This window comes from Dolichospermum flos-aquae CCAP 1403/13F, from assembly GCF_012516395.1.
Taxonomy (GTDB): domain Bacteria; phylum Cyanobacteriota; class Cyanobacteriia; order Cyanobacteriales; family Nostocaceae; genus Dolichospermum; species Dolichospermum lemmermannii.
In genome coordinates this window covers 3,682,740-3,697,500 of record NZ_CP051206.1, presented here as the reverse complement: position 1 = coordinate 3,697,500, position 14,761 = coordinate 3,682,740, and the positions used below count along the sequence as shown (strand labels likewise).

General features: G+C 41.2%; 13 protein-coding genes and 2 rRNA genes (1 of these 15 running past the window's edge). 7 read left to right on the top strand and 8 right to left on the bottom strand.

Features of this window, described 5'->3' with window-relative positions; all coding sequences use genetic code 11:
* The 4 genes from HGD76_RS17860 to HGD76_RS17845 form a co-directional block, all read right to left on the bottom strand.
* Positions 1-1,431: ribosomal RNA gene (locus HGD76_RS17860) — 23S ribosomal RNA — on the bottom strand (it extends 1,401 nt beyond the left edge of the window).
* 293 nt (positions 1,432-1,724) lie between these two features.
* Positions 1,725-3,211: ribosomal RNA gene (locus HGD76_RS17855) — 16S ribosomal RNA — on the bottom strand.
* Together the 16S and 23S rRNA genes form the textbook arrangement of a ribosomal RNA operon.
* 279 nt (positions 3,212-3,490) lie before the next feature.
* Entirely contained in the window at positions 3,491-4,162 is a 672-nt protein-coding gene (gene tsaB / locus HGD76_RS17850; protein WP_168696571.1) for a tRNA (adenosine(37)-N6)-threonylcarbamoyltransferase complex dimerization subunit type 1 TsaB, read from the bottom strand.
* A gap of 131 nt (positions 4,163-4,293) precedes the next feature.
* The gene (locus HGD76_RS17845; protein WP_148765361.1) at positions 4,294-4,542 is read right to left on the bottom strand and encodes a Ycf34 family protein; all 249 of its coding nucleotides are present in this window, start codon (positions 4,540-4,542) and stop codon (positions 4,294-4,296) included.
* Positions 4,543-4,628: 86 nt separating this feature from the next.
* Here HGD76_RS17845 and HGD76_RS17840 point away from each other — a divergent pair, with 86 nt between their 5' ends.
* The 3 genes from HGD76_RS17840 to HGD76_RS17830 all read left to right on the top strand — a co-directional run bounded on the left by HGD76_RS17840 (position 4,629) and on the right by HGD76_RS17830 (position 7,748).
* Positions 4,629-5,900: a tRNA nucleotidyltransferase/poly(A) polymerase-related protein gene (locus HGD76_RS17840; protein ID WP_168697490.1), complete on the top strand. Its 1,272-nt coding sequence runs from the start codon at positions 4,629-4,631 to the stop codon at positions 5,898-5,900.
* 47 nt (positions 5,901-5,947) lie between these two features.
* Positions 5,948-6,745 (top strand): Tab2/Atab2 family RNA-binding protein, encoded by a 798-nt coding sequence (locus HGD76_RS17835; protein WP_168696570.1) that lies wholly within the window; start codon positions 5,948-5,950, stop codon positions 6,743-6,745.
* 241 nt (positions 6,746-6,986) lie between these two features.
* Entirely contained in the window at positions 6,987-7,748 is a 762-nt protein-coding gene (locus HGD76_RS17830) for a metallophosphoesterase family protein (protein WP_015081545.1), read from the top strand.
* Here HGD76_RS17830 and HGD76_RS17825 read toward each other — a convergent pair whose 3' ends face one another.
* On the bottom strand, positions 7,749-8,612 hold the full coding sequence (locus HGD76_RS17825) for a M48 family metallopeptidase (RefSeq protein ID WP_168696569.1): 864 nt from the start codon (positions 8,610-8,612) through the stop codon (positions 7,749-7,751). It lies immediately after the preceding gene.
* 285 nt (positions 8,613-8,897) lie between these two features.
* Here HGD76_RS17825 and HGD76_RS17820 point away from each other — a divergent pair, with 285 nt between their 5' ends.
* Positions 8,898-9,431, top strand: a complete 534-nt coding sequence (locus HGD76_RS17820) for a DUF4330 domain-containing protein (protein WP_015081543.1) — start codon at positions 8,898-8,900, stop codon at positions 9,429-9,431.
* 92 nt (positions 9,432-9,523) lie between these two features.
* Entirely contained in the window at positions 9,524-10,279 is a 756-nt protein-coding gene (locus HGD76_RS17815) for an ABC transporter ATP-binding protein (protein ID WP_168696568.1), read from the top strand.
* A 10-nt stretch (positions 10,280-10,289) separates the two neighbouring features.
* On the opposite strand, the gene HGD76_RS17810 is transcribed toward HGD76_RS17815, so the two are convergent.
* Complete coding sequence (locus HGD76_RS17810) at positions 10,290-10,967, bottom strand: glycoside hydrolase family 24 protein (RefSeq protein WP_168697489.1); 678 nt, start codon at positions 10,965-10,967, stop codon at positions 10,290-10,292.
* Positions 10,968-11,637: 670 nt separating this feature from the next.
* Between HGD76_RS17810 and HGD76_RS17805 the strand changes: the two genes are divergently transcribed.
* Complete coding sequence (locus HGD76_RS17805; protein WP_148765346.1) at positions 11,638-12,255, top strand: DUF1997 domain-containing protein; 618 nt, start codon at positions 11,638-11,640, stop codon at positions 12,253-12,255.
* A gap of 61 nt (positions 12,256-12,316) precedes the next feature.
* On the opposite strand, the gene HGD76_RS17800 is transcribed toward HGD76_RS17805, so the two are convergent.
* A complete protein-coding gene (locus HGD76_RS17800; protein ID WP_015081539.1) occupies positions 12,317-12,787 on the bottom strand; it encodes a DUF4079 domain-containing protein in 471 nt (156 codons plus the stop codon).
* Positions 12,788-12,922: 135 nt separating this feature from the next.
* Here HGD76_RS17800 and HGD76_RS17795 point away from each other — a divergent pair, with 135 nt between their 5' ends.
* Positions 12,923-14,206 (top strand): ankyrin repeat domain-containing protein, encoded by a 1,284-nt coding sequence (locus tag HGD76_RS17795; protein ID WP_168696567.1) that lies wholly within the window; start codon positions 12,923-12,925, stop codon positions 14,204-14,206.
* Positions 14,207-14,316: 110 nt separating this feature from the next.
* Here HGD76_RS17795 and tnpA read toward each other — a convergent pair whose 3' ends face one another.
* Entirely contained in the window at positions 14,317-14,727 is a 411-nt protein-coding gene (gene tnpA, locus HGD76_RS17790; RefSeq protein ID WP_148767117.1) for an IS200/IS605 family transposase, read from the bottom strand.
* Between the last annotated feature and the right edge of the window lie 34 nt (positions 14,728-14,761).

Below are 14,761 nucleotides of genomic sequence, written 5' to 3'. Positions count from 1 at the left end.
AGAACAGTAAGTGACTATTGACACTTTGTCCATCGACTACGCCCTTCGGCCTCGCCTTAGGTCCCGACTAACCCAGAGTGGACGAACCTGGCTCTGGAACCCTTAGGGTTTCGGGGTGTATGATTCTCACATACATTTGCGCTACTCAAGCCGACATTCTCACTTCCGTTTCGTCCACAGCTGCTCGCCGCTACTGCTTCAACCTACGACGGAACGCTCCCCTACCGATTAATAATTTAATATCAATCCCACAGCTTCGGTACATCGCTTAGCCCCGTTCATTTTCGGCGCAAGATCGCTTGACTAGTGAGCTATTACGCACTCTTTCAAGGGTGGCTGCTTCTAGGCAAACCTCCTAGTTGTCTAGGCAATCTCACCTCCTTTATCACTTAGCGATGATTTGGGGACCTTAGCTGGTGGTCTGGGCTGTTTCCCTCTTGACAATGAAGCTTATCCCCCACTGTCTCACTGGCAATGTCTTCTTCTGGGTATTCTGAGTTTGTCTCGATTTGGTACCGGTCTCCCAGCCCGCACCGAAACAGTGCTTTACCCCCCAAATTTAATCATTACCGCTGCGCCTCAACACATTTCGGGGAGAACCAGCTAGCTCCTGGTTCGATTGGTATTTCACCCCTAACCACACCTCATCCGCTGATTTTTCAACATCAGTCGGTTCGGACCTCCACTTGGTGTTACCCAAGCTTCATCCTGGACATGGTTAGATCACCAGGGTTCGGGTCTATAAACACTGATTTAACGCCCTATTCAGACTCGGTTTCCCTTTGGCTCCAGCATTCTCGCTTTAACCTACCAGTGCCTATAAGTCGCCGGCTCATTCTTCAACAGGCACGCGGTCATCCGTTAAATCGGACTCCCACTGCTTGTAAGCTTATGGTTTCATGTTCTATTTCACTCCCCTTCCGGGGTTCTTTTCACCTTTCCCTCGCGGTACTTGTTCACTATCGGTCACACAGTAGTATTTAGCCTTACGAGGTGGTCCTCGCTGATTCACATGGAATTCCTCGTGCTCCATGCTACTCGGGATTCAGCTACTATCCTTTGACTTTCAACTACGGGACTTTCACCCCCTCTGGTACAGTATTTAGCTGTTTCGTCTAATCTCTAGATTCGATATTGCTGTCCCACGACCCCAGAAGATAAATCCTCTGGTTTAGGCTCTTCCCCTTTCGCTCACCACTACTGAGGGAATCTCTAGTTTGATTTCTCTTCCTCCAGCTACTAAGATGTTTCAGTTCGCTGGGTTGGCTCTTTCCTGTCTATATATTCAACAGGTAGTACATAGGGTTGCCCCATTCGGATATTTCCGGCTCATAGTTTGCTTCCAACTCCCCGGAACATTTCGTCGGTAACCACGTCCTTCTTCGCCTCTGTGTGCCTAGGTATCCACCATTAGCCCTTATTAGCTTGACCACATTTCTTTTTGTCTGCTTTGATGAAACATTCTCATGTTTCACGTCTGCGCTGCTAATTCTCGTTCTCTTATGCAGTTTTCAAGGTTCTGGCTGGAATTTAACCCAGCATTCTAACTTAATTTGTTAGGTGCTGACTTTGATTCAGTTATGATCTCAGATTCAGTTTTTGACCTAAGCCAAAATAATACTTTGAAAGATTTATCCCAATCTCGACCGACCTAGGTTAGACCAATTTAGGCTCTATTAGCAATTTTCATTGCTTTCAAGTTCTAAATGGATTAGGTCTCCCTAAAAGGAGGTGATCCAGCCACACCTTCCGGTACGGCTACCTTGTTACGACTTCACCCCAGTCATCAGTCCTACCTTAGGCATCCCCCTCCAAAAGGTTGGGGTAACGACTTCGGGCGTGACCAACTTCCATGGTGTGACGGGCGGTGTGTACAAGGCCCGGGAACGAATTCACTGCAGTATGCTGACCTGCAATTACTAGCGATTCCTCCTTCACGAAGGCGAGTTGCAGCCTTCGATCTGAACTGAGCTCCGGTTTATGAGATTCGCATCACATCGCTGTGTAGCTGCCCTTTGTCCGGAGCATTGTAGTACGTGTGTAGCCCAAGACGTAAGGGGCATGCTGACTTGACGTCATCCCCACCTTCCTCCGGTTTGTCACCGGCAGTCTCTCTAGAGTGCCCAACTTAATGCTGGCAACTAAAAACGAGGGTTGCGCTCGTTGCGGGACTTAACCCAACATCTCACGACACGAGCTGACGACAGCCATGCACCACCTGTGTTCACGCTCCCTAAGGCACTTCCATCTTTCAACGGAATTCGTGACATGTCAAGTCTTGGTAAGGTTCTTCGCGTTGCATCGAATTAAACCACATACTCCACCGCTTGTGCGGGCCCCCGTCAATTCCTTTGAGTTTCACAGTTGCCTGCGTACTCCCCAGGCGGGATACTTAACGCGTTAGCTACGGCACAGCTCGGGTCGATACGAGCTACGCCTAGTATCCATCGTTTACGGCTAGGACTACTGGGGTATCTAATCCCATTCGCTCCCCTAGCTTTCGTCCCTCAGTGTCAGTTTTGGCCTAGCAGAGCGCCTTCGCCACCGGTGTTCTTCCTGATATCTACGCATTTCACCGCTACACCAGGAATTCCCTCTGCCCCGACCATACTCTAGCTTTGTAGTTTCCACTGCTTTGATCTGGTTGAGCCAGACTCTTTAACAGCAGACAAACAATGCCACCTGCGGACCCTTTACGCCCAATCATTCCGGATAACGCTTGCATCCTCCGTATTACCGCGGCTGCTGGCACGGAGTTAGCCGATGCTTATTCCTCAGGTACCGTCATTTTTTTCTTCCCTGAGAAAAGAGGTTTACAACCCAAGAGCCTTCCTCCCTCACGCGGTATTGCTCCGTCAGGCTTTCGCCCATTGCGGAAAATTCCCCACTGCTGCCTCCCGTAGGAGTCTGGGCCGTGTCTCAGTCCCAGTGTGGCTGATCATCCTCTCAGACCAGCTACTGATCGTCGCCTTGGTGCGCCTTTACCACACCAACTAGCTAATCAGACGCAAGCTCTTCTTCAGGCAGCAAGCCTTTCACCTCTCGGCACATTCGGTATTAGCCACCGTTTCCAGTGGTTGTCCCCAACCTGAAGGTAGATTCTTACGCGTTACTCACCCGTCCGCCACTATCTCCGAAGAGACCGTTCGACTTGCATGTGTTAAGCATACCGCCAGCGTTCATCCTGAGCCAGGATCAAACTCTCCATTTTGTTTCTTTCGAGTTTGTCGGCTCCGAAATTAGTTAAAATCTCGAATCCTCTTTAAATTATCTTCACGACGAGGATTGGTTTAATCTATTCTTTCAAAGTATTATTTTTTCTCGGTTCAGTTGCCGGGAGTTGTTTTCTCTTCCCGGCACTTACCTAATATAGCAATCCTTCCTTTTCCTGTCAAGGGGTTTGGAAAATATTTTTTTGGGAGGGGAAATTTAATGCTTATTTTGAGCTATAAGCTTTATTTGGTAAGGATTAGGAGGATTTCGATAATCATCAAATATCTACAGGATGTTGTCCATAATAAGGAAGAGCCTCAGACCAATGGGGATTTTTTCCGTGCTGCCAATCTAAATATGCTAATTCCAAAATACTGTTAACGGTTGCTGCTAACTGGGATGTGGCGGAAATTAATTGATAACTTGTATGCTCAGAAGATTGGACTGCTAGGGTTTCTTGCCATGCGGTTGGGGTGAATACTGTATCTGGTAATAGAGCAGTAATGCCAGAATTATCAGGGTTGGGTTGATAAACAGCACCAAAAACTTGTCCCCTCTGTGCTGGCATTTCTACGGCAATTATTGGCTGTTGGCAATTTTTTTGGGCTTTATGGGCTTGCCAAGCTAATGCGGCTAGGGTGGAAACTGTAAATACTGGAATGTTTAGCTGTTGTGCTAGTGTCCGCGCGGTGACAACTCCAATGCGAGTTCCTGTAAAACCACCAGGACCTTGGGCTACGGCGATAAATTCTAGGTCTGCCCAGGTTCGTGGTTTAATCACTTCAATTAGGTATTTATGGATATGACTGGATAAGTCACGTCCTAAGTTCCAAACTTGAGATTGGGGATAATCTGTAAAGTTGCTAATTGCTAAACCGAGTTCTGGTGTGGTGGTATGCAATGCTAAAGCATATTTATTCGATGAGAGGTGCTTGATTATGTTTGTCAAAGTAAATGCAAATATATTTTTCTGATAAATAATACAGCAAAATTAAGGATTGGAGGGGAAAAAATGAATAAGAATCGGTGTTGCTGATTTCGAGTGTGAATATTCAGCAACATTTCAGAAACTACTCTCAGTTATGTCGGGACTAATTCACCTGGACGTAATTTGGACCATTTACCTATTTCTGATTTGAAGCTGAGACAACCGACAACATCCCATTCCATTTCAATGATTTCGCCTTGTGTGCGAATATTGACGTTGATGGCAGGTTCGTTGGGGTCAAAATCTGGTGTTTCTGTCAGGTGAGGCTGTTGGTGCTGGGTTTCTACGGCGTTGTAGGTGACGCAGCGGTCTACATAGTGGCAATTCACGCAAATACACATAATAGAACCAACTTTGGGAAGCTTTATAGTTAATGTAGCTTAATGCAAAATAATCGGCATTGGTTACTAGGTTGATTTTTATGATCATGGATGAATTAGTTGTTTCTCGTCTCGCTGCCAAAAATTGGCCTTTTAGTCTGGAATATTTGCCACAACCTGTTTATATGGTGGGTGGTGCGGTGCGTGATGCGATTTTGGGTAGGGTGCGGGAATATGTGGATTTAGATTTTATTATCCCAGCGGATGCGGTGAAGGTAGCGAGAAAGATTGCTCAACGTTATCAAGCTGGTTTTGTGTTACTTGATGCCGAAAGACAAATTGCCCGTGTGGTGTTTCCTCATGCTACGGCTGATTTTGCTCAACAGGAGGGAGAAAGTTTAATTACGGATTTACATAGAAGGGATTTTACTATTAATGCGATCGCTTATAATCCCCATACTCAAGAAATTATTGATCCGCTGGAAGGCTATAAAGATATAAAATCTGGCCTATTACGGATGATATCACCTGTAAATCTGCAAAATGATCCTTTGCGGTTAATGCGGGCTTATCGTCAAGCTGCTCAACTTGGTTTTACTATTGAACCAGCTACTCAGGAAACTATTCGCAGTTTAGCAAACAGTATCAATCAAGTGGCAGCGGAACGAGTACGGGTAGAAATTGGTTATTTGTTGGCAAATTCTCAAGGGACATTTTGGCTAAATGCTGCTTGGAAAGATGGTGTTTTGACTAGTTTCTTTAAAAACGCGACTGAGGAAAGTTTTATTAAGTTAACTGCTGTTGATCAAGCTTATACTTTAATTAGTGAAAATTGGCAACAACTAGGAGAAGAATTAGCAAATTATGTACGGGAGACTGTGAAAACTTCTTGGTTAGCTACTGCTAAACTTGCTTGTCTGGTTGACTCAAAGCCAGAAATTGCCGAAATCGAATTACAGGAACTTACCTATAGTCGGGCAGAAATTCGGGCTGTGACAACGGGATTAAGACTATTTTCGGAAATAAAAGCGGTAAAGATGCCTTTGCGAAAACAGTATTTTCTGTTTCGGGAAATGGGAATTTTATTTCCGGCTGTGTTGGTATTAGCTTTAGCAAATGATATTGTAGCTAAGGGAATGTTTGAAGAAAGTATGTTTGTTACTTATGGACCTTTAATCAAGCGTTATCTTGACAAAAACGATGCAGTTGCTCATCCTATTCCTTTACTCAATGGTAAAGACATGATGATGGCTTTAAACATTCCCGCTTCACCATTGATAGGTGAATTATTAATGGAGGTTGGTGTTGCTCAAGCTGAGGGGAAAATTTCTACAGTAGAAGCAGCGATAGAATTTGCCAGGAATTTAGTTAAAAAGTAAACTTGCTAAATTCGGTTTTGAGTTATTTAATTTTTATGGAGTAGGGAATGAGTCTGATTTGGCAGGCTGATTTTTATCGTAGTCCGCTACGAAATGCTGAAGGGCAGACGTTATGGGAACTATTAGTTTGTGATGCAACTCGCAGTTTTGAATTTACAGCCAGTTGTCCCCAATCGCAGGCTAATTCTACTTGGGTCGCCCAACAATTACAATTAGCTGGTCAGGAAAAGTTACCAGATGTAATTCAAGTATTTCGTCCTCAGTCTTTAAGTTTAATCACAACTGCGGGAAATAATTTAGGTATTAAGGTTGAAGCTACTCGGAGAACTTTGGCTCTAAAACAATGGTTAGCAGCAAAACAATATCCTGTAACTGTGGATAAACTACCTCCATTACCATTACCGGAAAATCTCTGGGGGGAAGAATGGCGGTTTGCGACGATTCCATCTGGTGATATTGTGGATGAGTTTACAGAACGACCAATTCCTTTTTTGCAAATACCAGATTTTCTCAAACCAATTAATCTGGGTTTAGCTTCAACAGTACCTATCCCTGGTGTAGTGATTTACGGTGGAAGAAAATCTATGCGTTTAGCGCAGTGGTTAAAGGAAAATAATCCTGTATCATTAAACTATATCGGTGGTGCGCCTGATGGGTTGGTATTAGAAGCTGGTTTGCTAGATAGGTGGGTTTTGGCGACTTTTACAGATGAGGAAGTTACTGCTGCTGGGAAGTTATATCAAGAGCGAAAACAGCTAAGTCAGGGATTGCATTTTTTATTGGTGCAACCAGATGATTCGGGAATGACTTATAGTGGTTTGTGGTTATTGCAAGAGGTCTATTAAAAACTGATGCTTGTTATATTTTGTTACCGAGAACGAGCCTACTTAAGCATAAAAATTCATGTATGATAGGAGTCTTGGGTGTTAGTAATTATTTATATGGGAACTTGGCAAGTTAACCAAATGTCTACATAATTATTAAAGAAATCATAACTTAGTCAAGTTTTCTTGACCTTTTAAACGAAAATTAGACCAATCAAAGTTTAGTCGAAATATTCAGCTAATTTATTTAAGCTAGAAGCAAATGAGCGAAATTAGTCAACGCAGGGTTGTTATTGGTGATGTGCATGGACACTATGAATGTTTGATGTTGCTGTTGGCAAAAATAGCGCCTACATCAGAGGATCAAGTATATTTTTTGGGAGACTTAATTGATCGTGGTCCAAAAAGCGCCCAAGTAGTTGAGTTTGTTAAAGAAAATGATTACCCTTGTTTGCTAGGTAATCATGAGCAGATGTTATTAAATATCATGACTGGTAAGAATACTTCGTCCACAAATATGCAAACGTGGTTATACAGTGGAGGACAGGCTACTATTGCTAGTTACCAATCGGCAACAATTCCTAAACAACATCTGGATTGGTTTGAGAGTTTGCCCACATATTTAGATTTGGGAGATTTTTGGTTAACTCATGCAGGTGTTGATCCAGAAAAGAGTGTGCAAGAACAGACGGCGGAAGAATTATGCTGGATTAGGGATGAGTTTCATCGGATAGAGAAACCATATTTTGCAGATAAGTTGATTATAGTTGGTCATACTATAACTTTTACTTTACCTGGTGTGGCTCCTGGTAATTTGGCACAGGGCCAGGGCTGGTTAGATATTGATACTGGCGCTTATCATCCCCGTAGTGGTTGGTTGACGGGGCTGGATATTACGAATAAGTTGGTTTATCAGGCCAATGTGTTCAGTAGGGCTGTGCGGACTGTGGCTTGGGAAGAGGTGATGACAATTGTTCAGCCACAGGAATTTGCAGGTAGCCGCCGTCATAGAAAACGAGCATAATTATGGCAAAAATGCTCTCATTTTGCTTTGATATACCGGATTATCTAAACCATGATTTTGACTACTTGGTTGATTTTTAATCTGATTTTGCAGGGAGATTACGCGATCGCTCGCCCCTGGATGTGTACTTAAAAATGTAGGTACGGAGCTACTTCTTTGTAGCTTTTTCATAAAAGAAACCATTGCTGACTGAGCATAACCAGTGCGGGTTATGTTTGCTAATCCTCTTTTATCAGCATCAAATTCGTCTTGGCGACTGCGGGGAAGATTAAGGGCGAGTCGCACGCCAATTCCTACTGCCTTGCTTTTATCTAAACCGGATACGGTAGCTACACCACTGGCTATAGCTTGTTGTCGCATTTGTTTAATTAAATGTTTGCCTTCGATATGTCCCATTTCATGAGCTAATACACTGGCAAATTCGGCTTCATTGTCTGCTGTTTTTAACAAACCTGTATTCACATAAATAAAACCACCGGCAGTTGCAAAGGCATTAACAGCAGGATCTTCGACTACTTGAAAAGTATAGGGAATATTTGGACGAGTGCTATTAGCTGCTAAACGTCTACCGATTTGTTCAACATAGCTGTTTAGTTGTGAATTACGAGAAATTCTGACTTCTTGCTGTATTTCTTGATTTATTTGCTGCCCAAGATCAACTTCCTGGCGATCGGATATATTAGATAGATTAAATATCTGGGTTACTTGTGGGACTATACGGATCAGATCGCTAAAACCTATAGCTTTACTTGATAATTGTGTACTCAGGCATACAGTTAAAGCAACGCTTACAGAAATGAACGGATACAAACAGCGCCGCTGCCACAAACGATAATTTGTCCAAATTCCTTGCGAGTTAATCATAATCGAGTTATATGAGATTGGTGTGAGAACTTAAAATTAGAGGACGAATTTTCAGTTTACTAAGTTGCATTTTCAACTCCAGATAGGGCAAATAGTCAATTCAAATAACTTACTGCTACTATGACACTGAATCTCCTGCAATCATGATAAACTGTCGCATAACCATAATGTCTAGTTTCTGTCAATTCTGATTCAGTGATCAAGATTGTGGATCATTTGAAAAAACTTGACGGTACAATCAATTACTTAGCTGAAAACTTAACTGCAACTTATCCAAACCTGATTATGGCTATTTTAGATTCTAAAGGTCGCTTGTTCGGTAAAATTAACCTATTAGATTTAGGGGCTGCATTAGTAATTTTGCTAGTGATAGTGGGTATCTTTATTTTCCCTGGTACTTCTGGTTCTGTGGCTCAAGTGGGTGCGAAAACAGTACCCATTGAGGTAGATTTGTTGGTACGTGGACTCAATGTTCGTAATCCTCAACAGTTAGTTAAAGAAGGATTCACAAAAGGTGGTAAAACTAATGTGATTATCCGTAATCAACCCTATGGTCAAATTGGGATTAAATCGGTTGAGCAGTTAGAGAGAACACTGACAATTGGTCAACCAGATGGTTCTGTGAAAGAATTACCAGATCCTAGAAAAATTAACTTTAGTACAGATTTTCTCTTGACTTTAGAAGGACAAGCTACAGTCACTAAAGATGGGCCTGTTCTTGGTAATAGCAAAGTGAAAATTGGAATGCCTTTTGAATTGGAAGGTTTTAACTATAACTTCAATGCGTCTGTAATTGATATTCGATTACAAGATAAATAGCATTCTGTTTAAGGATGGAATTTTGCTGATTTCATCCTCACAATTAGTAAAAACAATACATTTATAATTTTGTAATTAAGTGGGTAAATACTGTGGTACAGGCTTCGTCGTCTTGGAAACAATTCATCAATCAAATTTCAGAAATTAAGACAGCAAGCCAAAAACAGCAGATTTTTAAACATTTTTATGAACCTGGTGTTTTGCTGGGATTGTTAACAATTATTGTGGCTATGCTGCTGTGGAGTTGGCAATTACTACTAGCTGTTATTGTTGGCATTGGGAGCATGGTATTTACTTACTCAGTGCAAAAATGGAATTGGCAATTGCGCTGGCTAGAAATACGCAAGTTAATGAGTAGCACTAACAGTCGGTTAGCTTATTCTGTTGCTAGTGGTGGGATTGCGACTGTGATAACTTATATGGCTTCGGCAATTTGGGTTGATGCTCCTAGTCATTGGTTAGCTGCTGGTGCTATTGTTCAAGGGATAGGAACGCTATTAACTTTAATTTTGTTGGTGTGGCAAATATTCAGTGTTCAAGGAAATCAAGAGAAAGATTATCTTGATCAATTGTTAAACAATTTCACGGAAAAAGATCCTTTAAAACGGTTGCTTTCCATGCGTCAACTCAATAAACTGATTACCCGTCAGCGAGTTGATACGGTAATACAACAAGATATTAGGGAATGTTTACAACTGCTACTGAGTCAGGAAAAAGAAGTAATGATTCGGGAAGCAGCTTTAGATTGTTTGCAAAATTTAAATGGGTTGCAAGTGCTAAAACCTATTCAATCAAAGGTATTTATGGCTGTATCCGCGACAGCGAAGAATAAAATTCTTGTAGATTGAGCTAATTTTCCTATTTTGTCCTTTTGATTTTGGGATTTTGCTTTAATTCTTCTGTTAAGATTTGCTGATAAATCTTGGGTAAGGAATTACTAACAGAATTATTTTCTATCCCGTACCCCAAACTTGTCCATGTGGGAGAAAGTTTCCGCAAAACGTCATTTAATTTTTGTTGCTGTAATAGCTTAGGAATATTTACACCCCAAACTTTTGCATCATTCAACCAACGGTAAACTACTACATCTTGATACTCTGCTTCAAAGCTATAATTAGTCCAAAGCATCATCTTTGCGGGTTTTGGGTGATAACGAGGGGCAATTTGATCCCACGTAGTATTAATAATTTGATATCTACCTGCGGCTGTGGAACAATTACCTGTATTCGGTCCTGTGATGATGGTGACACATTTTTGAGGATGATGGCTGAGATCATTAATTTGTTCACCACCATACAAGAGAGAATAAGGACGATTACCACTAGCTTCGCTGGCAGATATGGTTCGCATTAATGCCCGAATATAAGGATCTCCACCTTTCATGACTAGGGGAGGCTGTTTTCTGGTAAATACGGGTTCGGGAGATAATTGTATATCTCCAAAAATATACCACTGAAACAGGTACACAAAGCCCAAAAGTGAGGCTATGGGAGCGATGAGTTTTTCTACACCTTTAAGTTCAAAGCTTTTCAGAATTCAACTCCTCTCAATTTCTTCTCTTGGCTAATTACAAAAACTTACACTTTGCTTTCGGAAAAATTAAAAACTTCAGTAATATTGCTATGATCACGTATTGGCTTATTTAGTTACAATATCAACTATTGGATGACGATTATCAAGAAAGTCATAAGACCTCGCGGTAAGTGGGAAACTCATTGCAAATGACATAGCAGGGAACTAGCTTCGCATTCCGGGGTGTCGTGACTCAAATAACGGCTACCCTTCGACTACCCTTCGACATCGCTCAAGGCAAGTCGCTCAGGGTGGTCTGGTCAGCACGGCTTGCTTGATTACTCTTGCAAGTCCAGTCCCTTTAGGGCTGGGTTACTGACAAAAAGCTAGATATTTTCTAGTTAGTCAATTAGGAGTGCTAAGTAGATACATATAAATCTGCCTTGTTGATTTATTTTATAACGAAAATGCCGAAAACCCTTGAAGATGTGGCTGACTCAGGAAGCCACGTCTGGGCTTTAGACAAGGGGTGAAGGCTATTAGCAGGATTTATATAATCAGTTCATGATTTTTATGTGAAGTTAATGGCAAATTGTTGATATTTTCGTAAAAACTGGATTTTAATGGGAAAAAACTTCCCTCAATTGGGAATGATGAATATAGACAAACTTCAAAATATACAAAAAATAAATTTATGGTGACAAACAATAGTGAATATCAATCTTGGAAAGTAGCAGATGATACTGGTTTTAAAAAAGATCATCCAACTCCAACTAAATTTTATGGCAATTATCAAGATAGTATGGAAATGTATGCACCTGTGGAGCAGGTTGAGGAGTATTTTAATACTCATGCTTCCTGGTTTGGCCGTTGTGCAGAACCCATGAAGGTACTCCCGCTAGGGGACAATAGTTATGCTCTAGCGGTGGGTAAATTTGGTGCTTTTGGTTACGAAGTAGAACCAAAGATTGGCTTGGAGTTGCTAAACCCCCAAAATCGTCAATTCCACATTCGGACTATTCCTGTACCTGATTATCAAGCACCTGGTTATGAGGTGGATTACAAATCATCAACACAATTGATAGGTGATTTAGATGGGGTTACACGGGTGGAATGGGAGTTGGATTTGGTTGTTGAGTTGCAGTTTCCCAGATTTATTCAGCGATTACCCTATTCTTTAATTCAGTCTACAGGCGATCGCATCCTTAATCAAATTGTCCGTCAGGTTTCCCATCGTCTCACACACAAGGTACAAAAAGACTTTTATCAATCCTTGGATATACCTTTTCCTCAAAAGAAACAGAAGAAATAGGGAATAGGGAACAGGAAACAGGGAACAGGAAACTGACAACTAACAACTAACAACTGACAATCTACGCTTTCGTGAGAATTCTTTGGATAATTTCGACACCAGAGAGGGCTTGCCAGATGAAAAGCCCCAAAATAGCAAAATTTAACAATATATGAGTTATCCGCGCCCAATTTGCGCCTTTCTGCATGAAAGGAGATAGGGATGCAGAAAAAGCAATTAAACCTGTCATACTTAATCCTGCTAATAGATGCGGTCCAACAAACAACTTACCATTATTAATGTAGGTAACAGCCATGCCACCAATGGAACCGGCTACCATTAGTGCTAACATAATAGAACCAATTTGGTGGTGTTTGATGGTGTAACGCCCTTTAATTAGTTCTTTCTTTTCTTCTCCCTGAGCATTTCTGGTACGCTGTACTTGTAATCCTAAATATGCGGCATACAAGGAAAGTGCTAATAATACCCACATAGTAACTGGGTGAGCAAAGTTCAACCAGAATCTGATTGTTGGAGTCAGTTCAAAAGCCATATTTTTTACTTCCGGTTATTAAATCTTCATAAAACTTAGCATACATTTATTTTTCTTACGTAGAAATTTTTCAATCTTACCAAAGTGTAATCTGGAGTTGGAATCAGTCACATCTACCCAAACAGGACATAACCAATGATAGAAAATAAAAATACCTCGTTGCTGAAGGCTGTGAAAACTGGTGATATTCAAGGAGTATTTGCACTGCTATCCGCTGGTGCTAAGGTGGATGTTAGCGATGAAAATGGGACTACAGCATTGATGTTTGCGGCGAATTTGGGTTATACAGAAATTGTGCGATCGCTCTTGGATGCCGATGCTAACATTAACTTAACTAGAAAAACCTATAATTTAACAGCATTAATGCTGGCTGCTAGTGCTAATCAAATAGATGTTGTCAAATTGTTAGTCTCTAAAGGGGCAAATGTCAATGCTAACAATGATGATGGTAGTACCGCATTAATGATAGCAGCACTGAAAGGTTATCTGGAGATTGTGCAAATTTTATTAGCGGCTGGTGCTGATATCAGCATTACCGACAAAGATAATGATACCGCCTTAAAACTGGCAATAAAACACAAACATCCAGCAGTTGTTAAAGCATTATCACAAAATAGCAATATTGTCAATAGCCAAGATTCAGAAGGTGATACAGGATTAATAATTGCGGCAGATTTAAGTTATTTAGAAATAGTACAAGCATTGCTGTCATCTGGGGCTGATGTCAATATCAAAAATGTTGATCATGGAACAGCACTATTAGCAGCCGCAGCAACAGGAAATACTGCTATTATCACCGCTTTATTAGACGCAGGTGCGGAAATTAATCATCAAGATAAAGAAGGTGAAACAGCCTTACATCTTGCGGTTGTGGAAGAATATATAGATGTGGTCAAAATATTACTTCAACGAGGGGCAGATGTGCAAATTAGAAACCATCTGGGAGATACACCTTTATTGATAGCGGCATTCCAGGGATATAGTCAAATAGTAGCCGTTTTACTGGGTGCGGGGGCAGATATGGAAAAGAAAAACTTTGGAGAAGTTGCTCTTACCTTAGCAGTATCCAAAGGGCATTTCCTAACTGTGAAACTATTACTTGAGAATGGTGCAGATATTAATAAATTAGCAGATGATGGTAAAACAGCCTTAGTCAAAGCCATAGCTGCAAACTATCCTGAAATATGCCAATTGTTATTAGCACAAGGAGCAAATGTGAATTTGCAAAACTCGGCTGGCGTAACTGCTTTAATGTGGGCTGTAGTGGAAGGTTATAGTCAAGCCGTGGTAATGTTACTACAAGCTGGAGCGGATGTTGATTTGAAAAATCAGGGTGGTTATACTGCTTTAATGATTGCAGAATTCAATAATTATCGCAGTATTTGGACAATATTAAAACAAGCTGGAGCGCAGGAGTAAAAATTCCAGTTTAGATGATTTTGACACGAAAAAGATCCGGGAGTTTGGTGGACCCGTCTCTTTAGAGCGGGGTGGAAAAACGACACGAGCAGATTTATCTGCTTTCAAGATTAATGTCTTTCATGGTGTGGATCGTTTATATATGCCATCACGTTACTAGTGCTTACTTTGCCCGAAGTATCATAAAAATAGCTTCTAGTCCAGAGTGACGGGAGTTTTTTTAATTCGGGGAACTCTTCTCTCAATAACTTAGAACTACGGCCTTTAAAAGCTTTGACAACATCACAGATAGGTGTTTTTTCGTCATACTCTATAAGCAAGTGAACGTGGTCTGAGGCTATTTCTTTGGCTTTAATAATCCAATCTTTATCATGAGCAACAGAATCTAAAATTTCAGATAATCTTAGTTTAACATCACCCTTTAATACAGGCTTTCTCCGTTTAGGTATCCAAACTAGATGAAGAGTAGCTAAACCAACAGAATGCTCATTGTGTCTATATCCTATTGAATCTTTTCTCATTTTTATTGGTTGAAGGATTGACATATATCAACCA

Coding starts and splice junctions, on each gene's coding strand:
- HGD76_RS17845 (WP_148765361.1), bottom strand. CDS start 4,542: ATGTGTATTTGCGTGAATTGCCACTATGTAGACCGCTGCGTCACCTAC.
- HGD76_RS17840 (WP_168697490.1), top strand. CDS start 4,629: ATGGATGAATTAGTTGTTTCTCGTCTCGCTGCCAAAAATTGGCCTTTT.
- HGD76_RS17835 (WP_168696570.1), top strand. CDS start 5,948: ATGAGTCTGATTTGGCAGGCTGATTTTTATCGTAGTCCGCTACGAAAT.
- HGD76_RS17830 (WP_015081545.1), top strand. CDS start 6,987: ATGAGCGAAATTAGTCAACGCAGGGTTGTTATTGGTGATGTGCATGGA.
- HGD76_RS17825 (WP_168696569.1), bottom strand. CDS start 8,612: ATGATTAACTCGCAAGGAATTTGGACAAATTATCGTTTGTGGCAGCGG.
- HGD76_RS17820 (WP_015081543.1), top strand. CDS start 8,898: ATGGCTATTTTAGATTCTAAAGGTCGCTTGTTCGGTAAAATTAACCTA.
- HGD76_RS17805 (WP_148765346.1), top strand. CDS start 11,638: ATGGTGACAAACAATAGTGAATATCAATCTTGGAAAGTAGCAGATGAT.
- HGD76_RS17800 (WP_015081539.1), bottom strand. CDS start 12,787: ATGGCTTTTGAACTGACTCCAACAATCAGATTCTGGTTGAACTTTGCT.
- HGD76_RS17795 (WP_168696567.1), top strand. CDS start 12,923: ATGATAGAAAATAAAAATACCTCGTTGCTGAAGGCTGTGAAAACTGGT.
- tnpA (WP_148767117.1), bottom strand. CDS start 14,727: ATGAGAAAAGATTCAATAGGATATAGACACAATGAGCATTCTGTTGGT.